The organism is Alistipes onderdonkii (assembly GCF_025145285.1).
GTDB lineage: Bacteria > Bacteroidota > Bacteroidia > Bacteroidales > Rikenellaceae > Alistipes > Alistipes onderdonkii.
In genome coordinates this window covers 281,609-301,291 of record NZ_CP102251.1, presented here as the reverse complement: position 1 = coordinate 301,291, position 19,683 = coordinate 281,609, and the positions used below count along the sequence as shown (strand labels likewise).

General features: G+C 57.7%; 17 protein-coding genes and 1 riboswitch. Of the genes, 7 read left to right on the top strand and 10 right to left on the bottom strand.

The window, feature by feature from the left end; all coding sequences use genetic code 11:
* The first annotated feature begins 12 nt into the window (after nucleotides 1-12).
* From rlmB to NQ559_RS01310, 3 genes are read left to right on the top strand one after another with little or no spacing between them, the layout of a single operon-like run.
* Nucleotides 13-744 (top strand): 23S rRNA (guanosine(2251)-2'-O)-methyltransferase RlmB, encoded by a 732-nt coding sequence (gene rlmB, locus NQ559_RS01320; protein WP_018695293.1) that lies wholly within the window; start codon nucleotides 13-15, stop codon nucleotides 742-744.
* Between the two features lie 9 nt (nucleotides 745-753).
* Complete coding sequence (locus NQ559_RS01315; protein ID WP_018695294.1) at nucleotides 754-2,475, top strand: DUF4153 domain-containing protein; 1,722 nt, start codon at nucleotides 754-756, stop codon at nucleotides 2,473-2,475.
* Nucleotides 2,476-2,477: 2 nt separating this feature from the next.
* Nucleotides 2,478-3,056 (top strand): M48 family metallopeptidase, encoded by a 579-nt coding sequence (locus NQ559_RS01310; RefSeq protein ID WP_018695295.1) that lies wholly within the window; start codon nucleotides 2,478-2,480, stop codon nucleotides 3,054-3,056.
* 78 nt (nucleotides 3,057-3,134) lie between these two features.
* Here NQ559_RS01310 and glpT read toward each other — a convergent pair whose 3' ends face one another.
* Together glpT and NQ559_RS01300 are read right to left on the bottom strand one after the other, a co-directional pair.
* Complete coding sequence (gene glpT, locus NQ559_RS01305; RefSeq protein ID WP_026318262.1) at nucleotides 3,135-4,475, bottom strand: glycerol-3-phosphate transporter; 1,341 nt, start codon at nucleotides 4,473-4,475, stop codon at nucleotides 3,135-3,137.
* A gap of 10 nt (nucleotides 4,476-4,485) precedes the next feature.
* The gene (locus NQ559_RS01300; protein ID WP_018695297.1) at nucleotides 4,486-6,057 is read right to left on the bottom strand and encodes a glycerol-3-phosphate dehydrogenase/oxidase; all 1,572 of its coding nucleotides are present in this window, start codon (nucleotides 6,055-6,057) and stop codon (nucleotides 4,486-4,488) included.
* Between the two features lie 193 nt (nucleotides 6,058-6,250).
* Here NQ559_RS01300 and NQ559_RS01295 point away from each other — a divergent pair, with 193 nt between their 5' ends.
* A complete protein-coding gene (locus tag NQ559_RS01295) occupies nucleotides 6,251-7,045 on the top strand; it encodes a DeoR/GlpR family DNA-binding transcription regulator (protein ID WP_018695299.1) in 795 nt (264 codons plus the stop codon).
* 68 nt (nucleotides 7,046-7,113) lie between these two features.
* On the opposite strand, the gene NQ559_RS01290 is transcribed toward NQ559_RS01295, so the two are convergent.
* Nucleotides 7,114-7,878: a glycerophosphodiester phosphodiesterase family protein gene (locus NQ559_RS01290; protein ID WP_018695300.1), complete on the bottom strand. Its 765-nt coding sequence runs from the start codon at nucleotides 7,876-7,878 to the stop codon at nucleotides 7,114-7,116.
* Between the two features lie 264 nt (nucleotides 7,879-8,142).
* Here NQ559_RS01290 and galK point away from each other — a divergent pair, with 264 nt between their 5' ends.
* Complete coding sequence (gene galK / locus NQ559_RS01285; protein WP_018695302.1) at nucleotides 8,143-9,273, top strand: galactokinase; 1,131 nt, start codon at nucleotides 8,143-8,145, stop codon at nucleotides 9,271-9,273.
* Nucleotides 9,274-9,788: 515 nt separating this feature from the next.
* On the opposite strand, the gene NQ559_RS01280 is transcribed toward galK, so the two are convergent.
* The 3 genes from NQ559_RS01280 to fabD form a co-directional block, all read right to left on the bottom strand.
* Entirely contained in the window at nucleotides 9,789-10,307 is a 519-nt protein-coding gene (locus NQ559_RS01280; protein ID WP_018695303.1) for a GNAT family N-acetyltransferase, read from the bottom strand.
* Entirely contained in the window at nucleotides 10,307-11,536 is a 1,230-nt protein-coding gene (locus NQ559_RS01275; RefSeq protein ID WP_018695304.1) for an ROK family transcriptional regulator, read from the bottom strand. The genes NQ559_RS01280 and NQ559_RS01275 overlap by 1 nt, the downstream gene beginning before the upstream one ends.
* A gap of 165 nt (nucleotides 11,537-11,701) precedes the next feature.
* Nucleotides 11,702-12,583 carry an ACP S-malonyltransferase gene (fabD, locus tag NQ559_RS01270; RefSeq protein WP_018695305.1) on the bottom strand — a complete coding sequence of 294 codons (882 nt, stop codon included), beginning with the start codon at nucleotides 12,581-12,583 and terminating at the stop codon, nucleotides 11,702-11,704.
* Between the two features lie 48 nt (nucleotides 12,584-12,631).
* A riboswitch (cobalamin riboswitch) is annotated at nucleotides 12,632-12,832 on the top strand.
* A gap of 189 nt (nucleotides 12,833-13,021) precedes the next feature.
* On the opposite strand from fabD, the gene NQ559_RS01265 reads away from it, so the two are divergent.
* Nucleotides 13,022-13,735 carry a DUF4465 domain-containing protein gene (locus NQ559_RS01265; protein ID WP_026318263.1) on the top strand — a complete coding sequence of 238 codons (714 nt, stop codon included), beginning with the start codon at nucleotides 13,022-13,024 and terminating at the stop codon, nucleotides 13,733-13,735.
* A gap of 10 nt (nucleotides 13,736-13,745) precedes the next feature.
* Nucleotides 13,746-14,561 carry a DUF4465 domain-containing protein gene (locus NQ559_RS01260; protein WP_018695307.1) on the top strand — a complete coding sequence of 272 codons (816 nt, stop codon included), beginning with the start codon at nucleotides 13,746-13,748 and terminating at the stop codon, nucleotides 14,559-14,561.
* 350 nt (nucleotides 14,562-14,911) lie between these two features.
* Here NQ559_RS01260 and nagB read toward each other — a convergent pair whose 3' ends face one another.
* Genes nagB through NQ559_RS01240 form a run of 4 tightly spaced genes read right to left on the bottom strand, consistent with a single transcriptional unit; the run spans nucleotide 14,912 to nucleotide 19,489 of the window.
* A complete protein-coding gene (nagB, locus tag NQ559_RS01255; protein ID WP_018695308.1) occupies nucleotides 14,912-15,703 on the bottom strand; it encodes a glucosamine-6-phosphate deaminase in 792 nt (263 codons plus the stop codon).
* A 51-nt stretch (nucleotides 15,704-15,754) separates the two neighbouring features.
* Complete coding sequence (locus NQ559_RS01250) at nucleotides 15,755-17,704, bottom strand: 6-phosphogluconolactonase (RefSeq protein WP_018695309.1); 1,950 nt, start codon at nucleotides 17,702-17,704, stop codon at nucleotides 15,755-15,757.
* Nucleotides 17,701-18,372, bottom strand: a complete 672-nt coding sequence (locus tag NQ559_RS01245; RefSeq protein WP_018695310.1) for a carbohydrate-binding family 9-like protein — start codon at nucleotides 18,370-18,372, stop codon at nucleotides 17,701-17,703. The genes NQ559_RS01250 and NQ559_RS01245 overlap by 4 nt, the downstream gene beginning before the upstream one ends.
* Nucleotides 18,373-18,385: 13 nt before the next feature.
* Entirely contained in the window at nucleotides 18,386-19,489 is a 1,104-nt protein-coding gene (locus NQ559_RS01240) for a phosphotransferase enzyme family protein (protein WP_018695311.1), read from the bottom strand.
* Between the last annotated feature and the right edge of the window lie 194 nt (nucleotides 19,490-19,683).

The following is a 19,683-nucleotide window of genomic DNA, read 5'->3' as shown; positions in this document are numbered from 1 at the left end:
AAATAAGCTGCTATGGACAACATTATTTTCGGGATACGTCCCGTGGCCGAAGCCATCGAGGCTGGACGCCAGATCGAGAAACTTTACATCCGCAAAGGTGCCGAAGGACAGCTGATGACGGAGCTGAAAGACCTCTGCATCCGTCACCGCGTGCGGATGCAGGAGGTGCCGGTCGAAAAGCTCAACCGCCTCACGCGCGGCAACCACCAGGGCGTCGTGGCGCAGATTTCGGCCATCGAATATGTCGAGTTGGCCGACATCCTGGAACGGGTGCCCGAGGACGAGACGCCGCTGGTGGTGATCTTCGACGGGGTGACCGACGTCCGCAATTTCGGCGCCATCGCCCGCTCGGCCGAGTGCGCCGGGGCGCACGGCCTGGTGACGCCGCTGAAGAACTCGGCCCCCGTGAATGCCGAGGCGATCCGCTCGTCGGCCGGGGCGCTGACGACGATCCCGGTCTGCCGCGTGGGGTCGATCCGCAATACGATCAAGCAGCTCCAGACCGAAGGGTTTCAGATCGTCGCCGCGACCGAGAAGAGCCGCAAACTGCTCTACGATGCCGATTTCCGCAAGCCTACGGCCCTGGTGATGGGCGCCGAGGATACGGGCATCTCGAAGGAGGTCCTCAAACTCTGCGACGAACAGCTGGCAATCCCCCTGATCGGGCATATCGAATCGCTGAACGTCTCGGCCGCAGCGGCCGTGATGCTTTTCGAGGTCGTGCGCCAGCGTATCGGACAATAAACGAAAACCATGAAAGCGAAACTCGGACATTACGTGCAGTGGCTTCGGGAGGGGTTCCTGCAAATGCTGCGCCTGCACCCTGTGGAGGCGGGATTGATTGCCCTCGGATGTATCGGCTGCCTCGTCGCCTACGAGACGGACAGCGACGACACCCTGGTCAGGCTGGCGCTCGTGCCGCTGGCCTTCGCTGTTGCGCTGGCCTTCAATAACCTTGCGGGGCTGGGGCCGTGGCGGAAAGTCTACTGGGTATGCTGGGCGCCTTTCGTGCCGTTCGCGCTCTGGGGAGGTCTGGAAGAGTGGCTCGCCAGCGAGCCGTCGTTCATCACCTTCGGCATCCTGGCGCCCTTGGCGCTGCTGCTCTGTCGCCGTGCCGTGTGCAACAAGCGGTTCGTCGACGACATCATGGTGTGGCTGCGTTCGGGCATCCTCGCTGCGCTCTTCGCCAATGTAGCGCTGGGGTTGTTCTCCGCTATCCTCTTCTCCACGACCTATATCTTCGGGCTCGAAGGGAGTTGGATCGAGCATGTCTGGATCTATGCGCTGATCCTTTTCGAGACCTTCGCCGGCCCGGTGCTTTTCCTGATGATGTACGACCGTTGGGCCGGTGCCGAATGCCGCGGCACTCGCATCCTCGACGTATTGCTGAACTATATCGTGACGCCCGCACTGCTGATCTACACCGCCATACTCTGCCTTTACATGGTCAAGATCCTCGTTACGTGGTCTTTGCCCGAGGGCGGGGTGGCCTATCTGGTATTCGGGTTCACACTGCTGGCTATTGCGGTCAAGGCATTGCAGCCGTTGTTGCAGAAACGCATGTACGACTGGTTCTTCGACCGTTTCAGCCTGGTGTCGTTGCCTACGCAGCTGCTGTTCTGGATCGGCGTCCTGCGTCGTACGAACGAATACGGGCTTACCGAACCGCGCGTATACCTGCTTGTCTGCGGCGGGCTGATGACGCTCTGCGTGCTGTTGTTCCTCTCGCGCCGTACCGGGCGCTACCTGTACGTCGGCCTGGCGGGGTTCGTCTGCTTTGCGGCTCTGGCCTACCTGCCTGTGCTCGAACCGCAACGCATAGCGACCGGCTCGCAGGTGCGCCGTGCCGTCCGTGTGGCAAAACAGCTTAACATGCTCGACGGCGAGGGCCGGCTGCAACTGGACGCCTTTGTCCCCGACACCCTGCTGCGCCGGGATTACCGCCGCCTTTACGAGGCGCTCGACTACGTTGCCGACCATGATACGCTGGCCTTCGCCCGGTTCGGGGTGGAGCTCGGCAAAGTCCGCGAGGCAGTGCCGGATGTGTTCCGCGATTATGTGGTCTACGGCTACGATTACCGTACCGATGACAACTGGGTGTCGGTGTACCCGGACGGTGTGCGACGCATCGACCTTGCCCCAGGGTATCGGGTGCTGTATGCCAACCTTTCGTACAATCGTTATGACCAGGGCCGTATCCCGTATTACCGATTCGAGGATGATACGCTGCGGATCGACTTCGGCACGGATCGCCCCGAATTCGTAATTTCCGCACCCGCCCTGTTGCAGCGGCAACTGCGGCGTGCGGGCAAGGGGGATTATCCCCTGCCCTCTGAGCTGGAGAACGCTGCCAATGGACTCCTGACCTATTCGGATGAAGAGTTGTTGATCCTTTTTTTCAGTATGAGCATCGAACGGCGGGATTCTGCGCTTCGCCTCGACGATGTGGATATCTCGGCCATTATGGCCCGTTAGGCATGATTACGACCGTCGAACATCCCCGGCTGGGTGAGGTCGTCCTCTCCCAGTCGCGCCGCGCACGCCGTATTTCGATCAGCGTGCGCGGGACGGGGTGTGTCCGCCTGTCGTTTCCTTGCGGGGTTTCCGCACGGCGAGCGATGGAGTTTCTCGAGTGCAAAGCCGGATGGGTCGAGGCGGCCCGGGCACGGCTTGCGCAGCGGCGTGCGGCACTCCCGCCGCAGTTGCCGCCTGCCGCGGAAAAAGCCCGCGTCGAAGAGCTGCGGCGCGCCGCCAAAGCCGACCTGCCCGACCGTATCGGTCGGCTCTCCCGCATCACGGGGCTGAAGTACAACAAGCTGACGATCCGTGCCTCGCGTACGAAGTGGGGGAGCTGTACCGGGACGAACAACATTTCGCTGAGCCTTTTCCTGATGACGCTTCCGGAGCATTTGCGCGATTTCGTCATTGTCCACGAGTTGTGCCATACCGTTCACCACGACCATTCCCCGAAGTTCCATGCGTTGGTCGACCGGCTGGTCGGGGGCAATGAAAAAGCCCTTAACCGGGAGTTAAAGGCTTTTTCGATTCGGGGCTGACGCCCCACCCAAACATAACAATCCTATAAAAGGAACCCCTCGCTCCGCAGCGGCCGTCCGAGCCGCCGTGAAGCCTTGCTATTTCCGTTGTTTAACCAGATATTGTTCTTCCCGGTAGGTGAAACTGATGAAGAGGAAGGCCAGTGCGCACGCCGCGAGCAGCATGATGAATCCCCAGTCCCAGCCCAGGTGCTGTACGATCGAACCCATGGCGATGTTGGCGAGGATGGCCGTGCCGAAGAAGTATCCGAAGAATCCGGTCAGTCCGGCGGCTGTCCCGGCGGCCTTCTTGGGTGCGAGGTCGAGGGCCTGTACGCCGATCAGCATCACGGGGCCGTAGATCAGGAATCCGATGGCGATCAGCGATATGTTATCCAGCAGTACGTTGTCCATGTTTTTCCAGTAGATCACGATGAAGACCGCGACGAGTGCCATGTAGATCATGGTCGTGATGGCCCGGCGTCCTTTGAAGACCTTGTCCGACAACCATCCGCAGATGATCGTGCCGGGGATGGCTGCCCATTCGTATGCCGAGTAGGCCCAGCCCACATCCTTGATGTCATAACCCTTGATGTCCTTCAGGTAGGTCGGCGCCCAGTCCAGTACGCCGTAACGCACCAGGTACACGAACGCATTGGCGAAGGCGATATACCAGAGTATCTTGTTGTTGAGTACGTATTTGAAGAAGATTTCCTTCGTCGTAAGCTCCTGCTCCGACTTCTCGCTGTAATTTTTCGGGTAGTCGTTGCGGTATTTCTCGATGGGCGGGAGCCCGGTCGACTGGGGCGTGTCGCGGATCAGCAGGAATGCAAGCATCGCGACCACGATGGCCACCACGGCGGGGAACCAGAACGTACCGATCTGCCACGACCCGAACCACAACAGTCCGTAGGCCGCCATCGGGCCGATCATGCCGCCGCCGACGTTGTGGGCCACGTTCCAGATCGACATCTTCGTGCCGCGTTCGTTCTGCGAGAACCAGTGGGTCATGACGCGTCCGCACGGGGGCCAGCCCATACCCTGGAACCAGCCGATGAGGAACTGCGTGATGAACATCATGATGATCGACGAGATACCGGCCGATGTCCCGAGGAACATCGTCACCAGCGCCGACAACACCAGTCCCAGCGGCAGGAAGACACGGGCGTTGCTGCGGTCGGAAACGCCGCCCATCAGGAACTTCGAAAGCCCGTAGGCAATGGCGTTCGCCGAAAGCGCGATGCCCAGGTCACCCTTGTCGAAACCCATTTCGACAAGGTGGGGCATGGCCAGCGTGAAATTCTTGCGGACAAGGTAGTAACCGGCATATCCGATGAAGATGCCGATGAATACCTGCAACCGCAGCCGCTTGTACTCTTTGTCTATTTTTTCCGCAGCGACGGGCGGCTTGTGTTTAGGGGGTCGTAGTATTTTCCACATGGTTCAGCGATCAGTTTTGTTCAAAGATATACGTTTTCGCCAAATCCGTGAAATCCTTTACCTGTGTATCGACCCAGGCCTGGTCGTGTCCCAGTTCTCTGGCCATCATCGCGGCTACCTTCGGCGCCGCCGCGATGGCTTCGCGGGCATCGACGAAGAGCAGGCGCACACGGCGCGAAAGCACGTCCTCGACCGTCATGGCCATCTCCTCGCGTACGGCCCACAGCACTTCAGCATAGGTATAGCCGTATTTGGGTGAGAGTTTCTCGCCCAGCTCGGGCTGCTGCTTGATAAGGTCGAGTATCTTGGGCTCGTCGCTGCCGTAGACGTACATGTGATCCGCCAGGTTGGGGTTCTTGCGGTAGCCGTGGATACGCAGTTTCTTGGTCACGCACTTGCGGACGGGCAACTTGGCGACCTCGATCGCCTTGTCCACCGTATCTTCGGCCATCAGACGGTAGGACGTCCATTTGCCGCCCGTGATCGTCACCAGCCCGTTGTCCGAAACGATGATCTTGTGGCTGCGCGAAATTTCCTTGGTGTTTTTGCCCTCCTTTTTGGGCGCCGCCAGCGGACGCTGCCCTGCGAAGACCGAAAGGATGTCCTTGTAGGTCGGTGCGGGATTCATGTAGAGCCCTGCCGTGCCGAGGATGAAGTCGATCTCCTCCTTGAGCGGGCGCGGGTCTTCCTCGGCCTTGGGACGTACGATGTCCGTGGTGCCGACCACGACCTTGTCGTGCCAGGGCACGGCGAACAGCACGCGGCCGTCCGAGGTCTTGGGTACCATGATGGCGTAGTCGCTCTGCAGGAATTTCATGTCGAGCACCAGGTGCACGCCCTGGCTCGGGGTGACCATCTTGCGGTGCGTAGGGCTGTCCATGTGCATGATGTCGTCCACGAAGCACCCTGCGGCGTTCACCACGCTGCGGGCCTTGATTGTGTGCTCTTCGCCCGTGAGGTTGTCCACGAATTTCACGCCGGCCGCACGTCCCGCATCGTCGTGTACGATCCCCGTAACGCTCGCCTGGTTCACGACCGTGCCGCCGTTCTCGATGCATGTCTGTGCGAGGTTGATCGCCATGCGCGAGTCGTCGAACTGCCCGTCGTGGTATACGACGCCGCCCTTGAGCCCCTTTTCGACCGAAGTGGGGATGTATTTCATCACTTTCTTTGCCGAAATGAATTTCGATCGGCCGTAACCGAAGCCGAACGAGAGCATGTCGTAGAAGGTCAGACCGCAAAAATAGAGGAAATTATCCCAGTAACTGTAATTCGAGATCACGAATGCCTGGTCTTTGACCAGGTGCGGGGCGTTGGCTTTCATGCGGCCGCGTTCGCGCAGGGCTTCGAGTACCAGCATGACATCGCCTTTCTGCAGGTAGCGGACGCCGCCGTGCACGAGCTTCGTACTGCGGCTCGAGGTGCATTTGGCGAAGTCGGTCTTTTCGAGCAGCGCTACGCTCAGCCCGCGGGTCGCTGCGTCGACCGCCACGCCGAGGCCCGTGGCGCCTCCGCCTACCACTACGATATCCCAAACCTTGTCTTTCTCGGATAGTTTTTTGATCTGTGCAAGTCTTTCCATAAATACATGAATTTCGTTTCGCAACAAAATTACATATGATTTTTTGTATTTCAAAATAAAATATGTTTTATTTCATAATATTTCGTTTCGGAGCACAATATATTGCCGAAAAAAATATTTCTCCGGAAGGTTTCGATCTAATTTCGGATTATTTTCGTATCTTGCATTATAAAACCAAATTTTTAATCGACCTATGAATAAATCCGGCGAAGAGACTATTTTGAGCCTTCCGGAGCGTCATAACCGGATCCTGGCACTGTTGCAGCAGAACGGCTCCATATCCGTCGTGCAGCTGGCCGAGTTGTTCAAGGTTTCGGAGGTCACGATCCGCAAAGACCTCTCTTTCCTCGAACAACAGAAGAAACTCTACCGCACGCACGGCAGTGCGATCCTTATCAGCCCCTATATCAGCGACCGCCACGTCAACGAGAAGGAGAAGAAAAACGTGGCGGAGAAACGGGCTATCGGGGCCAAGGCCGCAAGCCTTGTCGCGCAGGACGATTCGATCATCATCGCATCGGGCACGACCATGGCCTTCCTCGCGCGCGAAATCAAGCCCGTCGGGCACCTGACGGTCATCACGGCGGCTGTTCCCGTGACATCGATCCTTTCGCAGGACACCAATGTCGACGTGATCCAGTTGGGGGGTATTACCCGCAGCAGTTCGGTGTCGGTCGTGGGGCCCTTTGCCGAACAGATGCTCGGCAACTTCAACTGCAGCAAACTGTTCGTCGGGGTCGATGGCATCGACCTCGAATTCGGGCTTACGACGACCAACATGCTCGAAGCGGCGCTGAACCGTGTGATGATGAACGCCGCGCAGAAGGTCATTGTACTGGCCGACAGTTCGAAATTCGGACGCCGCGGCTTCAGCAAGATCTGCGACCTGGAGGCTGTCGACCGCATCATCACCGACAATGGCATCCAGCCCCTTTACCTCGACCGGCTGCGCGAGCGCGGCATCGAGGTGATCGTCGTCGACGCATGACGTGCTGCCTGATGAAAACGGGCGGGCTGTGATCCACAGCCCGCCCGTCATATTTTGTCCCGGTATGTTTATTTCAGCAAAGCCTGCAACCGCTCGGGGTAATCCGTCGTGATGTAATCCACGCCCAGGTCGATGAAATAGCGCATGTCCTCTTCCTTGTCGACCGTCCATACGTTCACCTCCAGTCCCAGCTTTTTTGCCTGTTCCACCCATTCGGGGTGCTTGCGCAGCACGCGCATCGAGTAGTCGATGCCGGTCAGGCCGAGCCCCTTGATGCTGCGCGGGGAGAGGTCTCCGTTCAGGTAGAAGATACGCCCGTCGGGCAGCAGTTTCTTGAACGCCAGGCAGGCATTGATCGAGAAGGCGATGATGTCGGTGCGGTCGAGCAGGTTGTACTTGCGCAATGCCTTGACGATCTTCTCGGCCGCGAGGTCTTCGCGCCGAAGGTCGGAAAGCGATTTCATTTCCAGCACCAGCCGGGTGTCGGGTTTGGCAGCCACCAGGCGCAGATAGGCGTCCAGCGTCGGGATGTTCTCTCCGTTGGGAAGCACGATCGAGGTGATCTCCTTCAGCGTACCTTTCTCCATGTCGATTTCGGTACCCTTGTATATACGGTCGTGGTTTACGATCAGCTTGTCGTCGGCAGTCAGCCATACGTCCATTTCCGAGCCGAAGGCCCCGACCGAATCGGCTTTGGAGAACGAAGCAAGTGAGTTCTGCGCCGAATTGGGTGCCGTCCAGTAGCCGCGGTGCGCAATCACCTTGGGCTGAGCGAAGGCCGCGGCGGTTCCTGCGAAGAGCAGGGCGGCGGCGAAGATGAGCTTTTTTGTCATATCGTTTGAAATGTTGGTTGAGTGCTTATAAATCGAAACTTCAACAAAGTTAGTAAACATTTCCGGAATAACAAGCCCGGCGGGGCGCAAAAGGTGTTTTTTCAGGACGATGTCATCATACGGGAAGGGTTTGTGATTTTGAAACGAAACACGGAGCGGAACGATATGTACGATTTCCCGGCGAAATATATCGGAGTTTCGGGATTTTTTCCTATCTTCGTATGATGTGGAAATGGAATCCTTAACTTAAAACCAGAATAGACCATGAAAGAAAAAGTCAGCAAAAAGTTCCAGGAGATTTACGGCTCCGGGGCTATCCTGTTCGCTTCGCCGGGGCGTATCAATCTGATCGGGGAGCATACTGATTACAACGGGGGCTTCGTTTTCCCGGGGGCGGTTGACAAAGGAATCGTGGCGGCCATCAAACTCAACGGTACGGACAAGGTGCGGGCTTATGCACTCGACCTTGAGGAAAGTTCGGAGTTCGGGCTTAACGAGGAAGATAAACCCGCCGAGAGCTGGGCGCGCTATATCTTCGGCGTATGCCGCGAGGTGCAGAAGCGGGGCGGTAAGATCGGCGGTTTCGATACGGTATTCGCGGGCGACGTGCCCCTGGGCGCCGGCATGTCGTCGTCGGCAGCGCTGGAGTCGACCTACGCCTTTGCGCTGAACGACCTCTATTCGCTGGGCATCGACAAATTCGAACTGGCGAAGATCGGCCAGTCCACCGAGCATAACTATTGCGGCGTGAACTGCGGCATCATGGATCAGTTCGCTTCGGTTTTCGGCAAGAAGGGCAACCTGATCCGCCTGGACTGCCGTTCGCTGGAGTATGCCTATTTCCCGTTCGACCCCAAGGGTTACAAACTCGTCCTGCTCGATTCGCGCGTGAAGCACGAGCTGGTGGGTTCGCCCTACAACGACCGCCGGGCTTCGTGCGAGCGGGTGGCGAAGATGCTCGGGCAGGAGTTCCTGCGCGGCGCCACGATGGAGCAGCTCGATGCCATCAAGGATAAGATTTCGGAGGAGGATTACAAGCGTGCCCGCTACGTGATCGGCGAAGAGAAACGCGTGCTCGATGTCTGTGATGCGCTCGAAAAGGGCGACTACGAGACGGTCGGCAAGCGGATGTATGAAACCCATTGGGGCATGTCGAAGGATTACGAAGTGTCGTGCGAGGAACTGGATTTCCTGGCCGAGGTTGCCGAGGAGTGCGGTGTGACGGGTTCGCGCATCATGGGCGGCGGCTTCGGCGGCTGTACGATCAACCTGGTGAAGGACGAACTTTACGACAACTTCATCGCCACGGCGAAAAAGAGGTTCAACGAGAAGTACGGCCATGAACCCAAGGTGTACGAGGTCGTGATTTCTGACGGTTCGCGCCGTCTGGAATAATCGTTATGGAAAAGTTTCGCAGGTAGCCGCATTCCCCGCGGGCGGAAAACCCGTGCGGTTGTTCTTATTGCGGCGTATGCCCTGCGGGGAGTTTTAAGGGGCATCCCGCGATACCCCGTTGTATGATCGGCCGGATCTTTGCGATCCGGCCGATTTTGAATTATCCACCGCAATGCCGAACCGAAGCGTTGGCATTCCCTGGTGGAAACCTATCGGCTGTACGGGATGTTGTATCCTGAAATCCGCGATGCGAACAGGCGTGTCGGATACGATGCGCATTCCCATCATGCTATCGGGGATGCGATCCGGGTGAAGTGTGAGTCCTCGGGCTGGGCGCTATCCGTGTCTTGGGTTAGAAAAGTGCGCATTGGGCATATCGGCTGCCGGGGAATGGCTTCGAAGCGCCATCCCGAAGCCCTCTCTCGAAGCTTTCTCCCGGAGGCCCCTTCCTCCCGGAGCTGTTTGGGCTTATCGGCGGCGGATTAGTTTTGTGGCGTTGTGCTAACCGGTGCAGGTCATAATATTTTTTGCAGGAAAACCTCGTCGTGGAATCCGTCGGCAAGCCGCAGCCACTCTTTCCTGATCCCCGTTTCGGAGAATCCGGCATGGCGGAAAAGTGCGAGGCTCGCCGCATTTCCGGCTTCGACGCTGCACCATAACTGATGCAGGTGCAGCATGTCGCGGGCATAGCTGCATACGGTCTCCACCGCATCGGCGGCATAGCCTTTGCCCCGTTGTGCCGTATCGTGGATCAGGATGCCGACGCCCGCACGGAGATTCACCGGATCCAGGTCGAACAGGTCGAGCGCCCCGACGGGGAGGCCTTCCGGGGTTTCGATGATAAGCCGCTGCTGGCGGGTTTGGAAAATGTCGAACTGCTGCCCTTCGATGAACCGTTCCAACGTATGGCGGGAAAAAGGCGCCAGCGTACCGCTGACGCCCCATATCTCCGTGTCGTTTTCCCAGGCGTACATCAGTTCGATATCTCCCGGTTCGAGGGCGCGAAGCCGTGTTGTCCGGCCTTCGAGGTTCATCAGATGCCGATGATCTTGTTGCGGATGAGCATTGCCACACCCCATGCGTTCGCGTTCTCGGTCATCTTCGATACGCGGAATTTGGTGTCCTTGTATACGAGGTTGAGCGAGTATTTGTTGGTCGCCGACTTGAGGGGCAGCATGATGTAGTCGCCTGCGGCGGCCATGTTGCCGCCGACGATGACCGTCTCGGGATTGAACGTGTTGATAAGGAAGGCCACGGCCTTGCCGACTTTTTCGCCGGCCTCCTCGATCAGCTCGATCGAGAGGTTGTCGTCGTTCTTCGCCGCGGCGATGATGTCGTCGATATGGATGCTCTTCTGCTGGTCGTACTTCTCCTTGAGGATCGTATTGACGCCCTTCTCGATCAGGTGGCACATCTTGTCCTCGATGGCGATACCCGAAACCTCGGTTTCGAGGCAGCCTTTCTTGCCGCACGAGCAGATGATCTCGTTGTCGAAAAACGGGATGTGTCCGAACTCACCGGCGAACCCGCTTTTCCCGTAGTAGAGCTGCCCGTCCACGACGATTCCGATTGCCACGCCGCGCCCCATGTGCAGGTAGAGCACGTTGCTCTCGTCCTTCGACTTGCCGCACGTGTATTCCGCATAGCAGCGGGCGCGGGTGTCGTTTTCGAGCAGCACGCGCAGCCCGACGCGCTCTTCGAGCACTTCGCGCAGCGACTGTTCGCTGGAGGTGAAATACTTGTAGCTGCGGCCCGTGTCGGGATTCACGCGTCCCGTCATGCAGACTCCCAGCCCGAGGATTTTGCCCCGGTCGATGCCGCATGTGGCGATGAAGTTCTCTATGTTGGAACAGATGCGTTCGAAACACTGCGGGCGATCCTGCAACTCGAAGGTGTAGTCGTACTCTTCCTTGATGATGTTGTTCTGCAGGTCGGTGATCAGGAATGTCATGTTGTCGCGCCCGACGTTGACACCTGCGAAATAGATCGCCGAATTGGCCAGGCCGAATATGTTCGGCCTGCGTCCGCCCGGGGTTTCCACCTTGCCCAGATCCGTTACGATGTTCTCATCGACCAGTTCCTGTACCAGCTTGGTAATGGTAGGGACACTGATATGCAGCTCTTTGGTCAGTTCCGAGAGCGTACATTCGCCGTTCACCGCCATGTAGGCGATGATGTTGCGCTTGATGATACTGTTCTTGTGCGAAATACCCTTCAGGGCATCGTCTTCGTGTTTGTTGAAAAATTCGGTGAGTGATGTCATCCGTCCTGTCTCATTTTTAACTAAACCTTTGCAAATATAATAAGTATATTTAAAAAATGCAACATGTTATTAATAAAATTTAATAAATTTTGTTTCAAAACACATTATAATAAAAGGAACGGACTGAAAATCAGTCCGTTCCTTTTTGTTTTGAGACTTTTTAGACTATAACGCCGATTTCGATTCTACGACGGCTTCGGGGTTTACCTTCCTGATAAGGCCCTGCAATACGGTGCCGGGGCCGAGCTCGGTGAATTCCGTCACACCGTCGGCAAGCATGTTCTTTACGATGTATGTCCAGCGTACCGGGGCGGTCAGCTGTGCGATCAGGTTGGCCTTGATCTGTGCGGGATCCGTGTAGGGCTTCGCGTCGACATTCTGGTAGATCGGGCATACGGGCGTCTGGAACGGAGCCTCGCTGATCGCCTTTTCCAGTTCCTGCTTGGCAGGCTCCATCAGCGGCGAGTGGAATGCGCCGCCTACGGGCAGGCGCAGGGCGCGGCGCGCACCGGCGGCCTTGGCTTTTTCGCAGGCTGCGTCGACGGCTTCCACGGCACCCGAGATCACGAGCTGGCCGGGGCAGTTGTAATTGGCCGCTACGACGATGCCGTCGACCGATGCGCAGATTTCTTCGACTACGTGGTCTTCCAGGCCGAGGATGGCGGCCATCGTACCGGGCTGTGCCTCGCAGGCGGCCTGCATCGCCATGGCACGCTTCGAGACGAGCTTCAGGCCGTCTTCGAACGAGAGGGCACCGGCCACGACCAGGGCCGAGAACTCACCCAGCGAGTGTCCTGCGGCAGCGTCGGGTTTCACGCCGCGCGCCTTGGCCATGATTACCGAGTGAAGGAATACGGCGGGCTGCGTCACTTTGGTTTGCTTGAGCTCGTCGTCCGTACCGGCGAACATGATGTCCGTGATACGGAAACCGAGGATATCATTGGCTTTTTCGAAAAGCTCCTTTGCTTCGGGGACGTTGTCGTAAAGGTCTTTGCCCATACCGACCGCCTGTGCACCCTGTCCGGGAAATACGTATGCGTGCTTCATATTTTTGCTGAATTTTTGTTAGCGTCGGCAAAGATAAGAATTTATTTTTTAACTTTGCACCGCAATGGTTCACAAAGGGCCGGGCAAGGCCCCGTGTGATTAAATGGGAATGCCGTGTAATTCGGCAGCAGTTCCCGCTGCTGTATGTTCCGTCGATTGCCGCAACACTCTTTTAGCCACTGGTCTTTGGACTGGGAAGGCGTTGCGGCTGGAACGAGCCAGAAGACCTGCCTTGCATCTCCCGGTGGGAGGATCCTTATTTTCGGGCAAGCTCTGCGGAGAACGGAGCGCTTCGGACGGAGACACGGCAGTGTCGGCGTTTGTTGCAGGAGGGCGGCTTTATTTATAGGTGCGCGTCCGGTTGCATGAAATGGGGGATTCGATTCCGGGAGTTCGGAACCGGATTTTTTTATTTTATGCACATAAAACAAACGAAAGATGAAAAAACTTTTACTGTTGGCCTTTGCCGCTTTTGCTTTTGCCGCCTGCTCGGACGACGATAAGATGCCGACCCCCCCCCAGCTCGAAACAATATCTTTCAGTGAGGTGGAACTTGGTTCCGACGGATACCTGTGGGGTAAAACTCTGGCAACGGATGTAGACGGCTCGTTGGAGTTCGAAGGCGTGATTTACAAAGAAGGAAGTGCTTCGTTCCTCTCGTATTTCTCGGATTTCGGCGGTGTCTGGGACACGTGGTGCAAATTCGCGATGTCTGCCTGTCATGACAAAACGACTTTCGGGACGGATAACCAGTTCAGCGTTTATACGACGGCTGATGACGGCCAGAACAAGTTCGCCGTTGCATACGATATGAAAGGTATGGGCCCGGGCTATACGTTTAACCCGGCCATCGAGTTTTCGACGGTTGTTACTCCCGTGTCGCTTCGTATTGCCAATAATACGTGGACATATCTTTACCTCACCGCTACTAAATACAGCGACTTCAGTGTTGCGATTATCGGTTTCAACGGTGAAACCGAAACGGGGACGATTGAGGTGCCGTTGGCATCGGACAACAAGGTCGTAGCTGATTGGAAGACCGTAGGGCTGGATAAATTGGGAGCCGTGACCAAAATTGTTTTCTCTGTTGAGTGCGATGATGTGATGGCGCCGACTTATTTCTGTATTGATGATTTCGCTTATACCGAATAACTATTTTGAGATGAAAAATATTTTTTGGATTATTGCGGCTGCATTTGCCTTTGTAGCTTGCTCGGACGACGACGGCCCGCGTGAGAAACCGTTTGACGGCGAAGTCGTATCGTTCGAGGCCTCCGAACATCTGCTCGACGCCATGACCGGCAACGACGTGAAGCTCGGCCCCGTTACGATGTCCCTGATGGGAATGGGGGATTATACCTATGCGAACGCTTTTTGTGCGAAGCAATACGCTGTGGAGGCGGATTTCGACGGCATGCTCTTTTCCACTGCCGACCAGAATCTCATTTTCAACGCCTATTATTCATCGCTATACGACGGGTGGGGCGGTATCGGGCTTTCGCAAATGCCCGACCGGAATGCGGCCGCTCCCTCCAGCAAGCAGCAGTTCTCCGTGTGGGCGGAAGGCGGAGCCAACGCAACGGAAACCTATGCCGTATTTTACGATTCCAACTCGCCGACGGAAATGTATCCCGAATACCTGAGTGAGTCGGGCTATCCGACCATCGACCTGGTGGAACCGCGCATCGTCGCCCACCTATACATCGCCAATTCGACCTGGGTATACAATTATTTCACGGGGGCGGATACCGACAGTTTTCAGGTGAAAATCACGGGGTCGCTCGGCGGTGTGGAAAAGGGGAGCATCACGGAAACGCTCGTCGCCGGGAAATCGAAGCTGAGCGGATGGCGCAAAGTCGACCTGTCGTCGTTCGGTGCGGTGGACAAGCTGGTATTCAAGGCGGTTTGCGACTATCAGGCTGATCCGACCTACTTCTGTATCGACGAGATCGGGTTGCTGAAACCCGATGCCATGTAATTCGGGCCCGGCTATTTGGAGATTAGTATGGCTCTGGCAATTCCCCGCACGGCCTGCCTGCCGTGCGGGGAATTTTTTGCAGCTTCGCCGCTGTCTGATTTCGGCCGGGGCAGTTGCCGGACGGGTGTGTGCTGACCGGGTGTTTGTCGGCCGGGCAGTTGCCGGCCGGAACTGTTGCTCGGTGGGCTGTTACCGGATCGGTGCTTGCTGTCCGGGTGCTTGTCGGCCGGGCGGTTGCCGGGGGACGTCCGGCGCAATAGCAGCAGCAGGCCGGGGCCGCCGTCGGGAACCGAAAAAAATCCCCGCAGGCCGATGCCCGCGGGGATTCGTTATTCAGAGTCAGTCCGGATTCAGATCAGGTTATCTTTTTCGATGTCCTTGAAATAACGATAGGTGCCGACCTTCAGTTCCGCGGTCGCGGGTTCGTCGCATACGACGATCCCGTGGGGGTGTACCTGCATGGCCGAGATCGTGCAGACGTGCGAGTAAGGGCCTTCCACACACTGCTGCAGGGCACGGGCTTTCTTATGCCCGAGGGCGAGGATCAATACCTGTTTCGCATCGAGCACGGTGGCTACGCCTACCGACATGGCCTGCTTGGGCACCTTGTTCACGTCGTTGTCGAAGAAGCGCGAGTTCACGACCAGCGTGTCGTAGGTCAGCGTCTTGACGCGGGTGCGCGAGTTGAGCGACGAGAACGGCTCGTTGAAGGCCAGATGGCCGTCTTCGCCGACACCGCCCAGGAAGAGGTCGATGCCCCCTGCGCGGCGGATCTTCTCCTCGTATTCGTCGCACTCCTTCTGCAGGTCGGGGGCGTTGCCGTTGAGGATGTTGACATTGGCCGGGGTGATGTCCACGTGGTTGAAAAAGGTGTTCCACATGAACGAATGGTAGCTTTCGGGATGCTCTTCCGGGAGCCCGACGTATTCGTCCATGTTGAACGTGACGACATCCTTGAACGATACCTTCCCGGCTTTGTTCAGGGCGATCAGCTCCTTGTACGTCGTCAGCGGGGTCGAACCCGTCGGCAGGCCCAGCACGAATGTGCCTCCGGCAGCCTGCTTCTTATTGATCTGCCCGACGATGTAATGCGCCGCCCAACGGCCGGCATTTTCTTGTGTGTCTTCGATAATGAGTCGCATAAATTTTTCGGTTTATCGGTTTGTCTGTTCATTCTTCATTCGGACGGGGCGTCAGAACATCTTGACGAACACCTCGATCGCCTGGTATTCGGCCATGCCGAGCTTGTCGTAAAGCTGCGCCGTGTTCTGCGTACGCTCTTCGGCGCGCTGCCAGAACTCGCGCGGGTCGCTGCCCGGGAAGGGCATGATGTCCTTCTGCGAGAGGTGGCGGTAGATGGCGTGGCGCTTCATGATCAGCTCGTCGGGCGACAGCGGCACCGCCATGTCGACCATGCCCAGATCCCATTCCATCCATGCACCGCGGTAGAGCCACAGGTGGCACTCCTTGAGCCATTCGTCGTCCCTGACTACGTCCAGGGCGCCGAGTACGGCCTCCATGGCCGTGCGGTGTGTCCCGTGCGGATCGGCCAGGTCGCCTGCGGCATAAATCTGGTGGGGTTTCACCTCGCGCAGCAGCTTGACGATGATGTCGATGTCCTTCTCCGTAAGCTGTCCCTTCTTGATACCGCCCGTTTCGTAGAACGGCAGGTTGAGGAAGTGGGCGTTCGTGTCGGGGTTCAGGCCGAACGAGCGGACGGCGGCGCGTGCCTCGGCGCGGCGGATGGCACCCTTGAGGTCGAGCAGCGGACGCGGTTCGGGTTCGCCCTTCTTCTTGCCGGCGATGATCTTCTCGACCTCGGCGTAGTGGTCTCCGAAGCCCAGTTCGCGGGCCGTGTCGATGTTCTGCAGCACGACGTCGTCGTGTACGGCCACGTTGCCCGAAGTTTCGTAGGCTACGTGTACGTCGTGTCCCTGCTGCACGAGGCGGATAAAGGTACCGCCCATCGAGATGACGTCGTCGTCGGGGTGGGGCGAGAATACCACCACGCGCTTGGGGAACGGTTCCGACGGTACGGGGCGTGTCGAATCGTCGGCGTTGGGCTTGCCGCCCGGCCAGCCCGTGATGGTGTGCTGCAGGTCGTTGAACACGTCGATGTTGATCTGGTCGTAGGCGCGTCCCTGTTCGAGCAGCTCGCCCAGCGAGTTTTCGATATAATCCTTGTAGGTGAGTTTGAGGATCGGCTTCTGTACCACGCCGCACAGCCATACCACGGCCTTGCGGGTGAACTTGGGCGTCCATTTGCAGGGGCCTACCAGCCACGGTGTCTGCTCGCGCGTAAGCATCTGCGCGGCATTTTCGTCGATCACCACCTCGATATTGGGGTGCATCTGCAGGTTCGAGGCAGGCACCTGGCTGGTGACTTCGCCTTCGACGACCTTCTGGACGATCTTGGCTTTCTCCTCGCCCCACGCCATCAGGATGATCTTCTCGGCGCGCATGATCGTGTCGATACCCATCGTGATGGCCATCTTCGGCGTGTTTTCCAGGCCGAAGAACGCCCCGGACTGGATTTTGCGCGTGTTGTGGGTCAGCTGAACCAGCCGTGTGCGCGATTTGGCATACGATCCCGGTTCGTTGAAGCCGATCTGCCCGTCCTCGCCGACGCCGATGATCATCAGGTCGATCTTGCGCACCGAGTGGTCGTACGATGCGCAGTATTCGGAAATCCTGGCTTCGGGTACCGTGCCGTCGGGGATGTGAATGTTTTCGGGCAGGATGTCGATATGGTTGAGGAAATCCTCGTGGATGCGGAAATTGCGGCTCTGCTGTTCGGTCGAGCGGATCGGGTAGAACTCGTCGAGGCTGAATACCGCCACGTTGCGGAAGCTGACGATCCCCTCCTCGTGGCGTTTGACCAGTTCGCGGTACAGCCCGAGCGGGGTGCGCCCGGTCGTGAGCCCCAGCACGAACGGCTGCGACTCCTCGTAAACCTCGTTCGAACAGTGGATTTCGTTATATGTACGGATTGCCTTCACGATGGTGTCGGCGACGTACTGCACGCCCAGGTATTCGTTTTCATAAACCGTCGTGTGGATCTTTTCGTAACGGTGGATGATGTCGCGCGGAGCCGATACTTCGATCAGGCCCCCGTCTTTGGGAAGTGAATATTTGTTGTTCATATCTTTGAAAATTTAATTTGTTCGAAAAATTCCGGCAGGTGGAAGTCGGGCTTCGGGGCCGAGATCGGCTTCCATGACAGGAAATGGGGCTGCGAGAGTTTGTCCCCGCATTTGTAGAGGTTCACCTTCGCTTTCAGTCCGCTCCAGTCCGTCAGCGAGTGCATGAACAACGCCTGCGGCGGGATGGCCAGCACCACCGACCAGCGGTTGTCGCCTTCGTGTTCGGGGAAGGGACGCGACCCGAGGCTCGGGTTGCGCAGGATGCTTTCCATGACCCGGGGCGTGGCATGTGTGGCGTGTTCGCGCTCTCTGCGGAACCCCACGAGCAGACGCCCGATGCAGGTGCATTCGAAATTGTAGTAGTAGCCGCTGTCGTCGGGGGCGATGAAGAACTCCACGCACGAATCAGTCCAAACTTCCCCGTTGTCCTCCGTGACGCGGGCCATCGTCCATTGTTCCCTGACGTCGAAGCGCAGCATCAGATAGGCGCCCGTGTGGAACATGCGGAACGAAACCTCGGGTGTGTAGGGATATTGCTCCGGCCAGTTGCAGCAAGCCACCGGCTGCGGTTCGATGCTGCCGAAAGCGGTCTCGACGGCCCGTTTGTCGGCCGGGACGATGCCTGTTATTTTCCGTATCTCCATGATCCTTTCCCCCTCTTGCTGCATCGTCTTTGCAGGTTTATGCGTTGCGGTAGTGCTCCGCGATCCCGGCCACGATGCGGCACATTTGGCCGTAGTGTTCCTCCATGCTTTGCAGCAGGCGGTACTGGGCGTGGGTGCGTACGAGGTTGTGGTCGGGGTATTTTATCTTGTAATAGGTGTCGCCGTCGATGTAGTCCATCAGGAAGCGCAAAACCTGTTCGAACGTGATGTACCGCGCCGAAAAGGCCAGGTGGTCGATTTCCGTGTCGGTGAGCTGCGCCGCACGCTGCGAGAGGTATCCGTCGGTGTAGGCGCTGAACATTTCGAGCGAAATGCCGACGCGCGACAGGTCGCGGTCGTCCTCGTCGCCCGTATTGGCATAAGAGCGGATCGCATCGCCGAAATCGTTGAGCGACGTGGAGGCCATCACCGTGTCGAGGTCGATGGCGCAGAGCACCTCGCCCTGTTTGTCGAACAGGATGTTGTTGATCTTCGTGTCGTTGTGCGTCACGCGGGTAGGGATCGTACCGTCCTCGACCTTCGACCAGAAAGAGAGCATCTCGGCGCGCCGCGACTCGATCCAGCCGATCTCCCCCGCGAGGTGCATTTTGCGCCCTGCGGCATCGCGGGCCAGGGCGGCGTCCCATTGTCCGAAACGGTGGCGGATGTTATGGAACCCTTTGATCGTCTCCGCCAGCGGTTCGGTGAAATCGTCCAGCTGGGACTGGAATTTCCCGATGCCTTCGCCGCCTTTGCGGGCCAGTTCCGGGGAGTCGGCCTTGTTGTAGGCAACCGTGTCGTCGATGAAGACCGTCGCGGCCCAGTATTCGCCTTCCGCGTCGACGTGGTACAGGTGCCCGTCCTTTGCCGGGACGACGGTCATCACCTCGCGCCGCGGGTCGCCTCCGGCCGCAATGACGCCGCGGCGGATGTGTTCCGTGACCCGGCGGATGTTGTCCATCATGGCCGGCACGTCGGGGAAAACGGCCTTGTTCTTGCGTTGGAGGATGTAGTCGGGGGCATCTGCTTCGGTGCGGACGATGAATGTGTCGTTGATGAATCCTTCGCCCAGTGAGTCGATGGCCGCGATGGGGCCTTCCAAGGCGAAATTCGATGCGATCTCTCTTAAATTCTCCTTCATGGCGTACGGTTTTCTGCGTTTTCCGCGCTATAACGGTTGCACACCCCAAAGGTACTAAAAAGAACGCAGTCCTGCAACGGAATCGCGTAAAAATAAAACTTTTTTCTTTTGACGATGGTTTTGGTAAGTATTTTTACGATCAGATGTTTTGTTCGTTATTGAATTTACCGACATGTCGCTTGGTCGAAAATAAA